At 42.4% G+C, this 15,249-nt stretch carries 12 protein-coding genes and 1 pseudogene; 2 read left to right on the forward strand and 11 right to left on the reverse strand.

Annotated elements, in window-relative coordinates; genetic code table 11:
• The 8 genes from ACLOR3_RS08560 to ACLOR3_RS08595 all read right to left on the reverse strand — a co-directional run.
• Nucleotides 1-1,531: exonuclease domain-containing protein (locus ACLOR3_RS08560; RefSeq protein ID WP_412037145.1), on the reverse strand; the 1,531-nt coding region annotated here is incomplete at its 3' end.
• 142 nt (nucleotides 1,532-1,673) lie between these two features.
• Nucleotides 1,674-3,524, reverse strand: a complete 1,851-nt coding sequence (locus ACLOR3_RS08565; protein ID WP_411400809.1) for a proline--tRNA ligase — start codon at nucleotides 3,522-3,524, stop codon at nucleotides 1,674-1,676.
• 17 nt (nucleotides 3,525-3,541) lie between these two features.
• Nucleotides 3,542-4,801, reverse strand: coding sequence for an RIP metalloprotease RseP (rseP, locus tag ACLOR3_RS08570; RefSeq protein WP_411400807.1), 1,260 nt, complete (start codon nucleotides 4,799-4,801; stop codon nucleotides 3,542-3,544).
• Between the two features lie 41 nt (nucleotides 4,802-4,842).
• Nucleotides 4,843-5,646, reverse strand: a complete 804-nt coding sequence (locus ACLOR3_RS08575) for a phosphatidate cytidylyltransferase (RefSeq protein ID WP_411400805.1) — start codon at nucleotides 5,644-5,646, stop codon at nucleotides 4,843-4,845.
• 11 nt (nucleotides 5,647-5,657) lie between these two features.
• On the reverse strand, nucleotides 5,658-6,407 hold the full coding sequence (uppS, locus tag ACLOR3_RS08580) for an undecaprenyl pyrophosphate synthase (RefSeq protein WP_411400803.1): 750 nt from the start codon (nucleotides 6,405-6,407) through the stop codon (nucleotides 5,658-5,660).
• Between the two features lie 132 nt (nucleotides 6,408-6,539).
• Nucleotides 6,540-6,869, reverse strand: coding sequence for a preprotein translocase subunit YajC (gene yajC / locus ACLOR3_RS08585; protein WP_006595033.1), 330 nt, complete (start codon nucleotides 6,867-6,869; stop codon nucleotides 6,540-6,542).
• A 187-nt stretch (nucleotides 6,870-7,056) separates the two neighbouring features.
• Nucleotides 7,057-7,302 carry a hypothetical protein gene (locus ACLOR3_RS08590; RefSeq protein WP_023022151.1) on the reverse strand — a complete coding sequence of 82 codons (246 nt, stop codon included), beginning with the start codon at nucleotides 7,300-7,302 and terminating at the stop codon, nucleotides 7,057-7,059.
• 291 nt (nucleotides 7,303-7,593) lie between these two features.
• A complete protein-coding gene (locus ACLOR3_RS08595; RefSeq protein WP_411400800.1) occupies nucleotides 7,594-9,699 on the reverse strand; it encodes an AAA family ATPase in 2,106 nt (701 codons plus the stop codon).
• Between the two features lie 367 nt (nucleotides 9,700-10,066).
• On the opposite strand from ACLOR3_RS08595, the gene ACLOR3_RS08600 reads away from it, so the two are divergent.
• Both ACLOR3_RS08600 and ACLOR3_RS08605 read left to right on the forward strand, forming a co-directional pair.
• Nucleotides 10,067-10,828 carry a DUF4839 domain-containing protein gene (locus tag ACLOR3_RS08600; protein ID WP_411400798.1) on the forward strand — a complete coding sequence of 254 codons (762 nt, stop codon included), beginning with the start codon at nucleotides 10,067-10,069 and terminating at the stop codon, nucleotides 10,826-10,828.
• A gap of 227 nt (nucleotides 10,829-11,055) precedes the next feature.
• Nucleotides 11,056-11,877: a Cof-type HAD-IIB family hydrolase gene (locus ACLOR3_RS08605; protein ID WP_411400796.1), complete on the forward strand. Its 822-nt coding sequence runs from the start codon at nucleotides 11,056-11,058 to the stop codon at nucleotides 11,875-11,877.
• Between the two features lie 105 nt (nucleotides 11,878-11,982).
• Here ACLOR3_RS08605 and glmS read toward each other — a convergent pair whose 3' ends face one another.
• The 3 genes and pseudogenes from glmS to ACLOR3_RS08620 form a co-directional block, all read right to left on the reverse strand.
• Nucleotides 11,983-13,791, reverse strand: coding sequence for a glutamine--fructose-6-phosphate transaminase (isomerizing) (gene glmS / locus ACLOR3_RS08610; protein WP_411400794.1), 1,809 nt, complete (start codon nucleotides 13,789-13,791; stop codon nucleotides 11,983-11,985).
• A gap of 326 nt (nucleotides 13,792-14,117) precedes the next feature.
• Complete coding sequence (locus ACLOR3_RS08615; RefSeq protein WP_411400792.1) at nucleotides 14,118-14,996, reverse strand: ABC transporter permease; 879 nt, start codon at nucleotides 14,994-14,996, stop codon at nucleotides 14,118-14,120.
• A pseudogene (locus ACLOR3_RS08620) lies at nucleotides 14,989-15,249 on the reverse strand (ABC transporter ATP-binding protein); the annotation flags it as partial. The gene ACLOR3_RS08615 and the pseudogene ACLOR3_RS08620, both read right to left, overlap by 8 nt.

Here is a 15,249-nt window from a genome sequence, read left to right on the forward strand (position 1 = left end):
CATTGTGGGCAACCAACACCGCATCCTGACAGAATTCCTGGAACTCCTCCAAGACCTGTTTCAAAGGTTTGGCATTGCGAACATGGTCATCGGTAATACCTGTCAGATCCGTTGTAAAGGCAGAGATAGGATGACCTGGATTGATGAACTCATCGAATTCAGCGATGATATTGCCCTTGTGCATTTTAGAAGCGGCAACCTGAATCAAATCATTGTAAATCGCTGAGAGTCCAGTCGTTTCCACGTCAAAAACCACATAGGTTGCTTCATGAAGATCTAGATCAACTTCATTGTAGGTAATCGGCACACGGTCCTCGACGATATTGGCTTCCATCCCATAGATGAGTTGGATACCAGCCTTTTTAGCTGCCTTATAGCCATGAGGGAAGGACTGCACATTTCCATGGTCTGTGATAGCCACTGCTTTGTGACCCCATTTGGCTGCTGTTGCGACTAACTCCTCGACTTCAGGTAGGGCATCCATGGTTGACATATTGGTATGGGCATGGAACTCGACCCGACGCTCGCCTTCTGGCATCAGATCCTTACGCTCATAGTGGACCACTTCTTGGACATCCTGGACATTCATGGTCAAATCGCGTGTGAAGTTATTGACCTCAATATTCCCACGGACCCGCAACCAAGAATTTTTCTTGATCATATCAAACTTCTGAGCTTCTTCTTCGTTTTTAGCCCATTTTTGGAGCGAAAAACTGGAGGTATAGTCGGTCATCTTGAAATTGATCAAGACCCGACCTGTCCGCGTCACCTTGTGCTCAACATCAAAGACCACTCCTTCAAAGACAATGCGGTTCTCTTCTGTCGTGATATCAATCATAGGAGTGACTTCTGCCTTATCCAGCTTAGGCTTGGCCGCAGCCTTTTTGGCCTTGAAATCAAAGGCTGGTTTTTCCTCTGCTGGTGGTGGGGCCATTTGAGACAAGGACTCCATGGCCCGCAAGGTTTCTTCATTAGCTACTTGGAAGATTTGATCCTTCTCAGCCTCGAAGGCTTGATGGAGTTCTTCTGTCAACTGGTCATCCGCCTCAACCCGACATTGGAAATAAGGAAAACCAAACTTGGTCAATTGACTAGCAAGATTAGGCAGATGGTTTTTCCGGTGGTGCTCCGTATCCACAGATGAAGGGCCACTAATGATCAACTCTTCTCCTTGAGAGCGGACTTGTAGGTGCTGATACATGCTCTTAAAGCCCTGACTCGCACAGGGACCATCTTCAAAAGCCTCCTGATAATAGGCTTGCAAGAGCTCCTCACTAAAAGTTGGATTCTTCACATGAATCTCAAACTCCGCTCGATTTCCTGTCTTTGAAAACTCCTCAGCCAAGTGGTTTTTGAGCTCCTGAAAAATCGTGATGGGAAGAATTTCGGCAAAAACAAAACGAAATTCCCAAACACGACTGAGCTTATGGACGATGACCTCTTGGATTTCAGCCCCTTTAAAAGCGTCTGATTCACGCATTTCTAAAGGCATTCCCAACTGATTCATTAAGATTTCAAAGCTAGTTGACATGATTTCTCCCTGACGAATTACTAGCCTTTATTTTATCATAATTCGCCTAACTTTTCGACTATAAGAAGATCCTTTCAGCTAGCTGGATCAGCTTACAAAAAAGAAGGCTAGGATGTTGAGAATCCTAGCCTTCTACCATTGCTTATTTATTTAAAATAGAAAGAGTTTCAAGCAGGTTGTCTGCATGTACTTCAATCGTGTCACCTGAAGCTTTGATTTTCACTTCTACGACACCGTCAGCTGCTTTCTTCCCAACAGTGATGCGGATTGGCAAACCAATCAAGTCACTATCGCTAAATTTAACACCGGCACGTTCGTTGCGATCGTCTACCAAGACTTCGTAACCGGCCTTGATCAATTGATCTTCGATCTTACTTGTCAATTCAAGAGAAGCTTCGTCTTTGACATTGACTGGAATCAAGTGTACATCAAATGGCGCTAATTCTTTAGGGAAGTTGATGCCCCAAGCGTAACGGAATTCACCTTTAGGCGTCTTGTTAACAAAGAGGCGAGCGTGTTGCTCCATAACGGCTGAAAGAAGACGACTGACACCGATACCGTAGCAACCCATAATGATTGGTACAGCACGGCCATTTTCGTCCAAGACATCTGCTCCCATACTTGCTGAGTAACGAGTACCCAGTTTAAAGATGTGACCAATCTCAATCCCACGCGCAAAATTGAGAACGCCTTGTCCGTCTGGAGAAATCTCACCCTCACGCACTTCACGGATATCGACATATTCCGCAGTGAAGTCACGACCTGGGTTGACACCCGTCAAGTGGTAGCCATCTTCGTTAGCCCCCACAACAGCATTGCGGCTATCTTGCACCTTGCGGTCAGCAATAATCTTAACATTTTCAGGAAGATTAACTGGGCCAAGAGATCCAAAGTCCGCTCCCAACAATTCTTTCACTTCCGCCTCAGTTGCAGGTTCCAAGAAGTCCGCTCCAAGGTGGTTTTTCAACTTAACTTCGTTGAGTTGGTCATTGCCAACGAGTAGGGCCACAACTGGCTCCTCATCTGCGATATAAACCAAGGTCTTGATGGTTTGCTCTTCAGAGACATTCAAGAAAGCAGCCACTTCATCAATCGATTTGACACCTGGTGTTTCCACGCGAGCTACTTCTTCTTCCGTCACAACACGGTTGCTTGGTTTGTAGGCGTTAGTTGCCATTTCCAAGTTAGCTGCATAGCTTGACTCGCTTGAGTAGGCAATGGTGTCTTCACCAGAAACCATCCATTTGAGCAATTCTGCCTTGATTTCTTCTTGTACTTCTGCAGGAATCTCGTCAAATGATGCAACAGACTTGTCTAACACCACCCAACGGTCAAGGTCTGTACGCGAAGGAGTAATGGCCATAAATTCTTGGCTATCCTTACCACCCATGGCACCACCATCACCGATGATCGCCTTGAAGTCCAAACCACTGCGAGTGAAGATACGCTCGTAGGCCGCCTTGTACTCATCATAAGTTACATCCAAGCTATAGTAGTTAGCGTGGAAGCTATAACCATCTTTCATGATGAATTCACGCGTACGAAGAAGTCCATTACGTGGACGTTTTTCATCACGGTACTTAGGCTGGATTTGGTACAAGTTCAGTGGCAATTGCTTGTAAGACTTGACAGAATCACGGACAATTGCTGTGAAAGTTTCTTCGTGAGTTGGACCCAAGATAAAGTCTGACTTCTCACGATTTTTTAGTTTATACAAGTCTTCACCGTAAGTTTCATAACGGCCAGATTCACGCCAAAGGTCCGCACTGAGAAGAGCAGGAGCCAACATCTCAACTGCACCAATCTTGTCAAATTCTTGACGCATGATCTTCTTAGCTTTTTCGATCACACGGTTAGCCAATGGCAGGTAAGAATAAACACCTGCAGAGACTTGACGAACATAACCAGCACGGAGCATCAAAGCGTGGCTGATGACCTGCGCATCACTTGGCATTTCGCGAAGTGTTGGAATAAGCATTTTACTTTGTTTCATTCAGATTCATTCCTTTTCTATTTCAAAAATAATTTCATAATATCGTTCCAAGTAACGGCAATCATCAAGATAACCATGACCGCTACTCCAGCAAGGGTCAAGTAGGTCTCTACCTCCTGCTTAAGTGGTTTCCGACGAACCAGCTCGATCAGATTGATCAAGATTTTTCCACCATCCAAGGCCGGAATGGGGATCAAGTTAAAGATTCCGATATTGATGGACAACATGGCCATCAGGGACAGGATAGCTGGAAGTCCTAGCTCCGCTGCTTGCGAACTCGCTTTGTAGATCGCTACCGGACCACCCAACTTGTTCAAACTAAAGTGGAAGATAATATCCTTCAAGGCCGTTAAGATACGACTTGCTGTGTACCAAGTATCTGTCACACCTGAGAGAAGCTTATCGAAAAAGCCGGTCTTAACGGCATTAATCACACCGATATAATAGCGTCCACCATCTTCTTCTGGTTGGACCGTCACTTTTTGAGTCTTCCCGTCTCGTTCATAGGTGATCGTTACTTCTGGATTTTTTCCTTGGTTACGGGTTTCCAACTGGACTGAATCTGTCAATTCATCCCAGTTGGAAACCTTGTATTCATTGATCTGAACAATCTGGTCATTGTCTTTTAGACCAGCCTTAGCCACTACTCCTTGAGGAACAACTCGAACATGGTTGCTGTAGTAGTCCACTGCTCCTCCCTGCATAAAGGCCAGGAGCGAGTACACAACAATACTCAGGATAAAGTTGTTCATGGGACCAGCAAAGTTAGTAATCAGTCGTCCCCAGATACTAGCATTTTGATACTGCACATCCAGAGGGGCAATCCGTACTTCTGTCCCATCTTCCTCAACGATGGTTGCATCATGGTGGACAGGATAGGTCTTGGTCTCTTCAATGACGATTCCTGTGATTTCAAGTTTATCCTCAAAATCAAAATCTGTGACATTCATGGGGAGAGCTGTCTGGTCGATATTTTTTCCAGAAAGGTTGATCCGAACAACAGTTCCCTCAGGGTTCAAAGTCAGACTGACAGGCGTTCCTGTCTTAATCTCTGTCGTGTCTTCTCCCCATCCTGCCATTCGAACATAGCCGCCCAGCGGAAGGATTCGAATGGTATAGGCTGTTCCGTCCTTGCCTACATGGGCAAAAATCTTGGGCCCCATCCCAATCGCAAACTCGCGAACAAGGATGCCTGATTTCTTCGCAAAATAGAAATGGCCGAACTCATGTACCAGGACAATGACGCCAAAAATGATAATAAAGGCAATAAATTGCATACACGCTCCTTCGTTTTAACTGATGATGGGATGACTTCTGTTTAAAACAGACCAAAGAATAGCATCAGTGGGAAAACAAAAATCAAGCTATCAAATCGATCCAAGACACCACCGTGACCAGGAATAAAACGGCCAGAGTCTTTCACTCCAAAATGGCGCTTGATGGCACTTTCGACTAGGTCACCAAACTGAGCTGCTATACTGAAAAGAATGGTAAAGAGAATCATGGTCACCCAACCGTAAGAGCCCGCAACGGTGCGATCTAGCATCATAAAGATCATCGTCACGACGACAGCACAAGCGATCCCACCTAGACTTCCTTCAACAGTCTTGTTGGGTGATACTCTTGGCAAGAGTTTTTTCTTACCGAACTGGCTCCCAATAAAGTAGGCCCCTGAATCCGTAGCCCAAACAATAAAGAGGGCCAAGAGAATTTTATCTACGCCTGCTAAGCGTGCTTGAATCAAGGCATGGAAGCCAAAGCCAACATAAAAACTTGAAGCAATCGGATAGACAACCTCGTCATAGGTGTAGCCTTGCGTCAAGACAGTCGTCCCCATCAATAATAAGACCAAAAGGCCATAGGCGATAAAATTGCCACCTGCTGGTAAGAAGGGAAGGTAACTCTCTAAGGGCAGCGCCAACACAAGAGCTGCTAGCATGGCCAAAGCTCCTTCGATGGTTTCAGTCTGCAGACCTTTCATCTTCAACAATTCATGAACACCCAACATAGCGATAAGTCCCACTACAATCTGGAACACAAGGCCTCCCATAAGGACAACTGGGATAAAGAATGCTAGGGCGATTCCTCCAAAAATCACTCGCTTCTGTATATCTTTTCTCATCTATTTCTCTCCTATACACCACCAAAACGTCGATGACGATGGCTGTATTCTTCTATTGCATCATGCAAGGCCTTTTCTCCAAAGTCAGGCCACATCACATCGGTAAAGTAAAGCTCACTGTAGGCTGCTTGCCAAGGCAAAAAGTTACTCAAGCGAAGCTCGCCACTCGTCCGAATAATCAGATCAGGATCTCGCAAGTCCTTGGGTAGACTACTGGTATACAAATAATTGGCAATGGTCTCTTCTGAAATATCACCCGGATTTAAGTGCGCATCGAGAACTTCCTGGGCGATTTGTTTGACTGCTTGGGTCAGTTCCGCCCGTCCTCCATAGTTCAAGGCAAAATTCAAAATCAAGCCTGTATTGGAGTGAGTTAACGCCTCTGCCTTTTCCAGAGCCTCTAAGGTTTCCTTCGGAAGACGAGAAACCTCGCCAATCATCTGGATCTTCACATTATTTCTATGAAGTTCTGGAACAAAGCGATCGTAAAATTCAATTGGAAGATTCATGATAAAAGTCACTTCCTGTTGAGGACGCGTCCAGTTTTCAGTTGAGAAAGCATAGACCGTTAGGGCTTGCACTCCCATTTCCTTAGCTGCGATGGTTACTTCTTGCAGAGCCTCCATGCCAGCCTTGTGGCCAAAGACACGAGGTTGCATCCGTTTTTTGGCCCAACGACCGTTCCCATCCATGATGATTCCAATGTGCTTGGGCACTTCTAGGGGAACGCTTAATTTTTCTTTCTTTTTAAAACGAAACATGTTTTTCTACCTATTTCACTGTTTTTATCGCTTCATTATATCATAAATCCGCTTAAAATGGCAGTCTAGTCCCTTTTCTAGGGGGCATCTAGCTAAAAATGAAAAAAGCGACCCTTTGATCGCTCTTTCTTATTATTCACCGTCGATGATAGAATCTGAGTCACCAGCACCTTCAACTGCACCAGCTGTCACTCCTTCTGAAACTGGCAAAACTGTTTTAATAGCTGTCAATTCAAATGTGAGGTATACGCCATCCACATCCAAGACAACGGTTTTACGTTCAGTGTCTACTTCATCAACTGTTCCATACAAACCACCGATGGTAATCACTTCATACCCTTTTTGAAGCTTGTTCAAGCTTTCCATCCGTTTTTGGTATTGTTTCTTTTGGCTACGGCTCATGAAGAACATCATTCCGACCATTAGCGCAAGCATAAATAGCAAGGTTGTACCACTTTGCATCCCATTTCTCCTTTTTAAATCATATATGCTCTACTATAGCAAATTTTATAGGTATTTTCAATACGAACCCTTGATTTTCAAAAAAATAAGTCCATGGATGGAGGTGTCCAGCCACAATTCGATCCAGACAGCTTTTCTAGTGCTTTCTTTTTTACAAAAAGAAAAAACCATAAAAAATAGGTTTTTGCTAATCGATTGTGATTCCATATTTTTCATGATTTTTATCATACCATTCAATCAACAACATCGCTGTTTGATAGGTAATGTTTTTAATTTTACTGGTTCCTTTTGTCAAGGTAGCTAGACTCATCTTACTAATATCTGTCTCAGTTGCTACTCTATAACTTGTCACCTTTCCATCCACCATCAATTGAACGACAGCTTCAACTTTCTTATAATCTTTTGTCGAATAAATATCAATTGGATTTTTCATAAAATCATCCTATCCCCTTAAATTTAGTCTTTTATATATTATATAATTTATTTGTTCATTTATATGGAAATCTTGCTTACAGACGCTTTCTAAGGCATTTTCACGCTGTATTTAGCATCAATTCATGAAAAAACATACCTATTTTTTATCATTTTTCACTTTCTGGGAAAAAAAACGATAAAACTATACCTTATATATTTTTCTTTTATTGACATAAAAAAGGCTAAGAATTTCTTCTTAGCCTTCTTTTTCAAACTGATTTTCTCTCGTTTATGGTGCTAGATGTCCTAGTTATTCTTCTGAGTTTGTATTCTCTTTAATAACCAATTCTCCATCTTCCATATCCGCTAACAAGTGTTTAGCATCAAGGTGATCCAAGTGGAAGTCGGTCACCTTGTCACGGATTTGTTGTTCAACCACCCGACGGAGTGGACGTACGCCCATGACTTCATCATAGCCTTCTTCAGTCATGTATTCTTTGGCAGCATCGCTCACTGTCAAGTCAATGTCTTTCTTCGCAAGAGTTTTGTTCACTTCTACTAACATCAAGTCAACAATCTTAGAAAGGTCTTCCTTGCTCAAGTGTGAGAATTCAATGACAGCGTTGAAACGGTTCAAGAATTCTGGACGGAAGAATGGTTTCAAACGATCCATGAGTTCTGGTTTGTCCGCATCTTCTGTCAAGTTGGCTTCGTAACCAAAGCCAGCATTTGAAGTAGCGATGATTACGGTATTTTTGAAGTTGACGGTGTTTCCTTGACCGTCTGTCAAACGACCATCATCCAATACTTGAAGGAGAAGGGTGATCACTTGAGGATCCGCCTTTTCAATCTCGTCAAGAAGGACGATAGAGTATGGATTGCGACGGACGCGTTCTGTCAAGGTATTGTTGTTGTCATCGTAACCAACATAACCTGCAGTTGTACCAATCAATTTAGATACGGCTGTACGGTCGCTGTATTCTGACATGTCCAAACGGATGATAGCATCTTTAGTTCCGAACATATCAAGCGCTAATTGTTTTGCCAACTCAGTCTTACCAACGCCAGTAGGACCTACAAAGAGGAAGCTACCGATTGGACGGTTTCCTTCATCAAAACCTGCACGGTTCCGACGGATCGCTTTGGCAACGGCTTCAACAGCCTTGTCTTGACCGATAACTTTGGTTTGCAAACGGTGACCCATATCTTTCAAGCGTTCGATATCGGTTGCCCCCATTTGTGATACTGGAATACCAGTCATCCGTTCAACAGACTCAGCCACATCATTGACAGTTGCAGTCACCTTGTGATCTTCTGTATGATTGGCAATTTGTTTTTCGAGTTCTTCGATCCGAACTTTTGCATTAAGGGCTGCTTCGTAATCTTCCTTGGCAGCTGCAGCTTCTTGTTTAGCTTTTTCTTCTTCAATTTCATGTTCCACAGCATGGACATCTGTCACTGGGTGTTGAGCTGCCAAGTGAGCAGCTGTCACATCGACCAAGTCGATGGCCTTATCCGGCAAGCTACGTTGTGGAATGTATTGAACAGAATAATCAACCGCTGCTTTCAAGACTTCATCTGGCAAGACAACATTGTGGTGTTGTTGATACAATTCACGAATGCCTTGGAGGATCTTGAAGGTATCTTCAGCAGATGGAGCATTGACCTTGACTTCGTTGAAACGACGTGCAAGAGCGGCATTTTTCAAGATGGTGTTGCGGTATTCATCTTGAGTGGTTGCCCCAATCACGGTCAATTCCCCACGTGAAAGAGCTGGTTTCAAGATATCCGCAAGACCTTTAGATCCTTGCCCATCCCCTGTGCTACCCGCACCAAGGATTTGATGGATTTCATCAAAGAAGAGGATAATGTTTCCAGCTTCTTTAACTTCGTTGACCAAGTTTTGAATATTTTCTTCGAAGCTACCACGGTATTGCGTACCAGCTTCTAGACCAGAAATATCGATCGAAATAATTTCTTTGTTCTTGATGGCTGCTGGAACGTCACCATTCACGATAGCTTGGGCCAAGCCTTCTACAACAGCTGTCTTACCAACACCTGCATCCCCTACAAGGACAGGGTTATTCTTGGTACGACGAGACAAGATTTCAGCAGTTTCTTGAATTTCTTTGTTGCGTCCGATAACTGGATCCAATTTTCCTTCACGGGCTTCTTCAGTCAAGTTGCGGCCGAGCTTCGCAAGGATCCCATCTTGTTTCATGCCTTTGCCTTGTTGCTGTTGCACTGGCCCACTTCCTTCGGTTGGAAGTTGACCCGTTTGACGGTAAATAGCGAATTCTTCAGGTGTTACTTCACGACCATTGATCATGTAGCGACGGCTTTCAGAACGAAAACCACCCATATTTCCCATTAGTTGATTGAAAAGATCATCCATATTGTTAAAGTTGTTATTCATATTGTTTACCTCTAATTTACATAATTTTAATTTGTTCTTGAAAATGAGTAGCTGAATTGGCTACTTTAATTCTGTTTACATAATTTTGTTTTGATTTTAAATGAATAGCCTCAAGGGCTAGCATCTTGTATTTCTTCTTTTATCAATTAGTTTTCTATATTTTGGAAATAGCATCTTACCATCTCCTTTCCACTATTGATCCTGTAAACTTTTGAGATTTCCTCAACCTCTTTTTGTTTACATAAATTATTATAAACCCAAAAAAAGTTTTTGTCAACACTTTTTACATAATTTTTTAAAAATATTGTTTACTTTTTGATTGAATCTAGGTAAAATAATTATAAAATTAATAATTAAGGATATCATCATGGGGATTTATAAAGGGAAAGATATTGAAGAAGCTATTACAAAAGGTCTTAAAGATTTAAATGTCAAAAAAGAAGATGCTACAATCAAAATCCTTGAAGAAGGAAGTGGAGGCATATTCGGATTATTTTCTAAAGAAGCCGAGGTTTCTATCACTCCACTATCTAGTGAGGAGATACGGAAACGAGATCAGTTGAAAAAGCTACAACTTATTGGAAGTATCGCTGGTGCCATCTTCCTTATTGTAATAACAGGCTTACTCATCCTCTTTGGTCCTAAGGATGATACATCAAAATCCGCCAAACAAGCAACCCATAGTTCAAAAGTCATGAAACAAACTACTGATCCTACATCATCTAGTATAAAAACTGATAGCAGCTCTTCAGAAAGTTCCAAAACAAGCAGTTCAGAAACGCTGTCCAGTTCTTCCAGTGCTAGTAGTTCCTCTAGCGCTCCTCCTAGTACTCCTTCTATTCTCACTGCTGAAAACAACACAGAATTTGCAACAATTCTACAAACTGAAGATCCAGATAAAATCAACGAATTCGTTAATAAATATAAAGGACAAGTGTTGGAATTTGATGGCTACATCGCTGACATTGCTTCAAGTGAAGGGCGAAATACATATTTCGATATCCTCATCTACTCAGGAGACTTTATGGGAAAAGATATTGCAAATCCGAGCCCATATTTTAAACTAACTGAAGTGAGTCCATCGATAGATTCTGCTTTTAATCCATTCAATGGGAACGATATTTCCTAAGACTAAAACGTTCATATTAAGGCGAAAATTAACGGGTATTCTCTAAACCAACAACTATTATAACTGAGCGTTATTGAAATAAAACCTCGATAAGGTCACAGCCATAGCTTCTTTCAGCTATGGTTTTTTAGCATCTAGAAAAGAAACCATCCCTTCCGTAACTTCCTAATGATACTGCACATCCTTCCCTCCTAAAATATGATATACTAAAGAAAAAGGAGGTGCCTATGTCTTCCATTCGTTTAATTGTCAGTGATATTGACGGAACTATTCTGGATCAGCAGCATCAGGTCGATCCCGACCTCATCGAACTCATCCCCCAGCTCCAAGAAAAAAAGATTCCTTTTATCTTGGCATCGGCTCGTTCTCCTATCGGGATTGCTCCTATCGCAAGAAGCTTGGGCGTCCATCAGGAACCTATCGCTTGCTACAATGGGGCTCTCATCGTCAAGGGAGAAGAGATTTTGTTTGAGCACAGCCTGGACAAAGATGAGATCCGCACCTTCCTCCATCGTGTAGACGAACTAGATCCCAGCATTTCAATTAATTGTTATAGCGGGGCAGTCTGGTTCAACTCCAGAGAGGACCAGTGGACCCACGTTGAGGCTGCTATTACGGGTGAAACTCCCCAGATACAACCACTTTCTCAGACCCTCTCTGATGATACTCTCCATCTACATAAATTGCTCTTGATTGGAGAGACTCAGAATATTCAAGAACTTTATCAGAAGCTGGATCCGCAAGAATTTCCGCAGACTGCCTTTTACCTTTCAAAAGAAAACTACCTAGAAGTCACCGCCAAGTCCGTCTCAAAAAGAGATGCTGTCCTTGAACTGGCTGCTTATTACCAGGTCCCTTTGGAACAGGTCATGACCATCGGAGATCACTTCAATGACCTCCCTATGATTCGTCTGGCTGGACTTGGAGTTGCCATGGGAAATGCTCCTGAAGCCGTCCAAAAGGAAGCTCAAGTTGTCACTACCAGCAACCAAGAACACGGTGTAGCGCAAGCTATCCAAGAGTATGTCTTACCGCCATCAAACAAATAGCCCATGGAGCTCCTGCTTTCATGGGTTTTCTAACTCACTGTTTTTTAACCCAGCCTCTGATAAAAGAAAAAGAAGCTAGGACTTGATCCTATCTTCTTTTCATTTTTATTCTACTGTTACGGACTTAGCAAGGTTCCGTGGTTTATCCACGTCGAGTCCACGGTGAAGGGTTGCAAAGTAAGCGATCAATTGGGTTGGTACCACCATTGAGATTGGTGAGAGGTAAGGGTGGACCGTTGTAAGGACGATGTCGTCTGTATCTTTAGCAACATTTTCTTCTGCGATGGTAAGAACCTTAGCGCCACGCGCTGCCACTTCTTGGATATTTCCACGAGTGTGGTTGGCAAGAATTGGGTCAGACAAGAGGGCCAAAACAGGTGTTCCATCCTCAATCAAGGCAATGGTTCCGTGCTTGAGCTCTCCAGCCGCAAAACCTTCACATTGGATGTAAGAAATCTCTTTGAGCTTGAGACTGGCTTCCATGGCTACATAATAATCTTGACCACGTCCGATGTAAAAGGCGTTGCGTGTTGTTTCAAGAAGGTCACGAACCTTAGCATCAATCAATTCTTTTTCTGAAAGGGTTGACTCGATAGACTGAGCCACGATAGACAACTCATGAACCAAATCGAAAGCTTTGGCTTTTTCATTGCCATTTGCTTCACCAACCGCTTTTGCAAGGAAAGCAAGGGCTGCGATTTGGGCTGTATAAGCCTTAGTTGATGCTACGGCAATTTCAGGACCTGCATGAAGCAACATAGTATGGTTGGCTTCACGTGACAGAGTTGATCCTGGCACATTTGTCACTGTCAAGCTTGGAATCCCCATTTCATTGGCCTTAACTAAAACCTGACGGCTATCAGCTGTTTCACCAGATTGACTGATAAAGATGAAAAGTGGCTTCTGGCTGAGAAGTGGCATCCCATAACCCCACTCAGAGGAGATACCCAGTTCAACTGGTGTATCTGTCAATTCTTCCAACATCTTCTTAGAAGCAAATCCTGCATGATAAGATGTTCCAGCTGCAAGGATGTAGATGCGGTCAGCGTCTTGAACAGCCTTGATGATGGCTGGGTCTACCACTACTTGACCAGCCTCATCTGTGTAGGCTTGGATGAGCTTACGCATCACTGTTGGTTGCTCATCAATTTCTTTGAGCATGTAGTAAGGATAGGTTCCCTTTCCGATATCAGACAAGTCAAGCTCAGCAGTATAGCTAGCACGCTCACGGCTGTTGCCATCGTAGTCTTGCACTTCAACGCTATCAGCTTTCACAATTACCAACTCTTGGTCATGGATCTCCATATATTGGTTGGTTTCACGAATCATGGCCATAGCATCTGAGCAGACCATGTTATAGCCTTCTCCAAGACCAATCAAAAGTGGTGATTTGTTCTTGGCCACGTAGATGACATCTGGATTTTCAGAGTCAATCAAGGCAAAGGCATAAGATCCACGGATGATGTGAAGGGCTTTTTTGAAAGCTTCAAGTACTGACAAGCTCTTTTCTTCCGCAAATTTTCCAATCAAGTGCACTGCGATTTCAGTATCCGTTTGTCCCTTGAAGTGGTGACCTGCCAGGTATTCTTCTTTGATTTCGAGATAGTTTTCAATCACACCATTGTGCACCAAGACAAAACGTCCTGTCTCAGAGCGGTGCGGGTGAGCATTATCTTCTGTTGGTTTCCCGTGAGTGGCCCAACGAGTATGTCCGATACCAGTTGTTCCCTCTACTCCAGCTGTCTTGGCAGACAATTCTGCAATACGACCAACCGCTTTCACCAAATGGTTCTCAGCACCACCAAGGACAAAAATCCCCGCAGAATCATAACCACGGTATTCGAGCTTTTCAAGCCCTTGAATCAAAATATCCGTTGCATTTGTATTTCCAACAACACCAACAATTCCACACATAGTATATACGACACAGACAAGCTGTGCTTTCTCCTTCTATAAAAATGAAAGAAAATAGGTATACGTACTTGAGTTCCCTTATTTTCTTAGCCAATTTATAAAATTGGTCTAGTCTGATTCGATAGAAAAATTATCAGCGGAGTCAGTATACAATGCTTTTTTCTGTTTGTCAACCTTCAAAATATCAAAAATTGGTCTAGTTAAGAAAGGATTAAGAAAAACCTACCAACTTTTTTAGTGATAGGTTGGGATGATTGGCTTATTTTAAGATTGTCATTGATGCCAACTGATCTAAATGCCTATCCAATAATTGCATAAGTTTTACTTCATTTTTTGATCTTTTTAATCATCAAATCAACTCCCAGCAAAACAACTATAATAATGAAAATATAGGCAAACATGGACTGACTAGATAGATGTTCCCCACTCGCATTCTTCAAGATGACTCCATAAGACTCTTTATAATTAGTTACTATTGAAGTTGGCGCTTTATCAAAGACTTTATTGATTGCATCTTTCATTAAAATCTGTTTCAAGAGCGCATTTACCTGTGTAAGAGGGAACCAGGTCATGACCTGTTGCAAGCTTCCTCCTACGGATCCAATCGAAAGATAAACACCTGAAATGAATCCGATAAAAGTTCCAACTATTGTACTCAAAGTTGTAAATGCTGAACTGGTTCGAATAAAAGCTAGGATTGGCAAAATAATAGTTGCAGATAACACCGTTCCCATTGTGACAACTCCTAAAATAGATAAGTAGTCCATCATAGAATAGTCAAGAAGAGCACTAAAACCATTAAACATACCAATTGCAAAGATACAAGAGAACAGAGTCATAATAATCCCAAATAAAATCGCAAAGACCGCATACGATAGTTCAATTTTAAAGTTAGAAACTGGACTGACTTTAAAGTCCTCACTCAATTTCTTTTCTCTATCCGAAACCATCACTCCAAATGCACCAAGAGTACTGGTCATTGAAATAATGGTAGTTAAACCTGAGATCAACCAATAATTGACCATCTGGATGGTGTCCGTAGAGGCGGTATCACGATTCAAAGCCTCCTTGATGGCATCAATCTGAATTTGTCCTAAAAAGACTTGATAAACCAAGATCAAGATGATGACCGATAAGAAGGACATAAAGAAAGCTAAGCGATCTCTTGTATAGACTTTCCGATTTCTAGAGATTAATTCAAGCATTCCCTTCTCCTCCTTTAGATCTTAGCAAGTTCAAATAAGCTGCTTCTAAATTTGAATATTCTACATTGAATGTTTCAATAATTGATTTTCCTTGATTTTCTGCAATAATTTCCATCATCTCTTCAACGGAAACATCCTTACATACGACTTCTGCCTCCGAAAGGATCTGACACTTATTAGCAAACTTAGAGACAGATAACGAATTGACTGGTTTACCAGGTTTTAACGTAAGATTCAGGTTAGTGGTTGAATG

The organism is Streptococcus intestinihominis (genome assembly GCF_046824975.1).
In the GTDB taxonomy this organism is placed as follows: Bacteria; Bacillota; Bacilli; order Lactobacillales; family Streptococcaceae; genus Streptococcus.

Excerpts from the sequence above, each read along its gene's own strand:
- ACLOR3_RS08565 (WP_411400809.1), bottom strand. The coding sequence starts at position 3,524 with ATGAAACAAAGTAAAATGCTTATTCCAACACTTCGCGAAATGCCAAGT.
- rseP (WP_411400807.1), bottom strand. The coding sequence starts at position 4,801 with ATGCAATTTATTGCCTTTATTATCATTTTTGGCGTCATTGTCCTGGTA.
- ACLOR3_RS08575 (WP_411400805.1), bottom strand. The coding sequence starts at position 5,646 with ATGAGAAAAGATATACAGAAGCGAGTGATTTTTGGAGGAATCGCCCTA.
- uppS (WP_411400803.1), bottom strand. The coding sequence starts at position 6,407 with ATGTTTCGTTTTAAAAAGAAAGAAAAATTAAGCGTTCCCCTAGAAGTG.
- yajC (WP_006595033.1), bottom strand. The coding sequence starts at position 6,869 with ATGCAAAGTGGTACAACCTTGCTATTTATGCTTGCGCTAATGGTCGGA.
- ACLOR3_RS08590 (WP_023022151.1), bottom strand. The coding sequence starts at position 7,302 with ATGAAAAATCCAATTGATATTTATTCGACAAAAGATTATAAGAAAGTT.
- ACLOR3_RS08595 (WP_411400800.1), bottom strand. The coding sequence starts at position 9,699 with ATGAATAACAACTTTAACAATATGGATGATCTTTTCAATCAACTAATG.
- ACLOR3_RS08600 (WP_411400798.1), top strand. The coding sequence starts at position 10,067 with ATGGGGATTTATAAAGGGAAAGATATTGAAGAAGCTATTACAAAAGGT.
- ACLOR3_RS08605 (WP_411400796.1), top strand. The coding sequence starts at position 11,056 with ATGTCTTCCATTCGTTTAATTGTCAGTGATATTGACGGAACTATTCTG.
- glmS (WP_411400794.1), bottom strand. The coding sequence starts at position 13,791 with ATGTGTGGAATTGTTGGTGTTGTTGGAAATACAAATGCAACGGATATT.
- ACLOR3_RS08615 (WP_411400792.1), bottom strand. The coding sequence starts at position 14,996 with ATGCTTGAATTAATCTCTAGAAATCGGAAAGTCTATACAAGAGATCGC.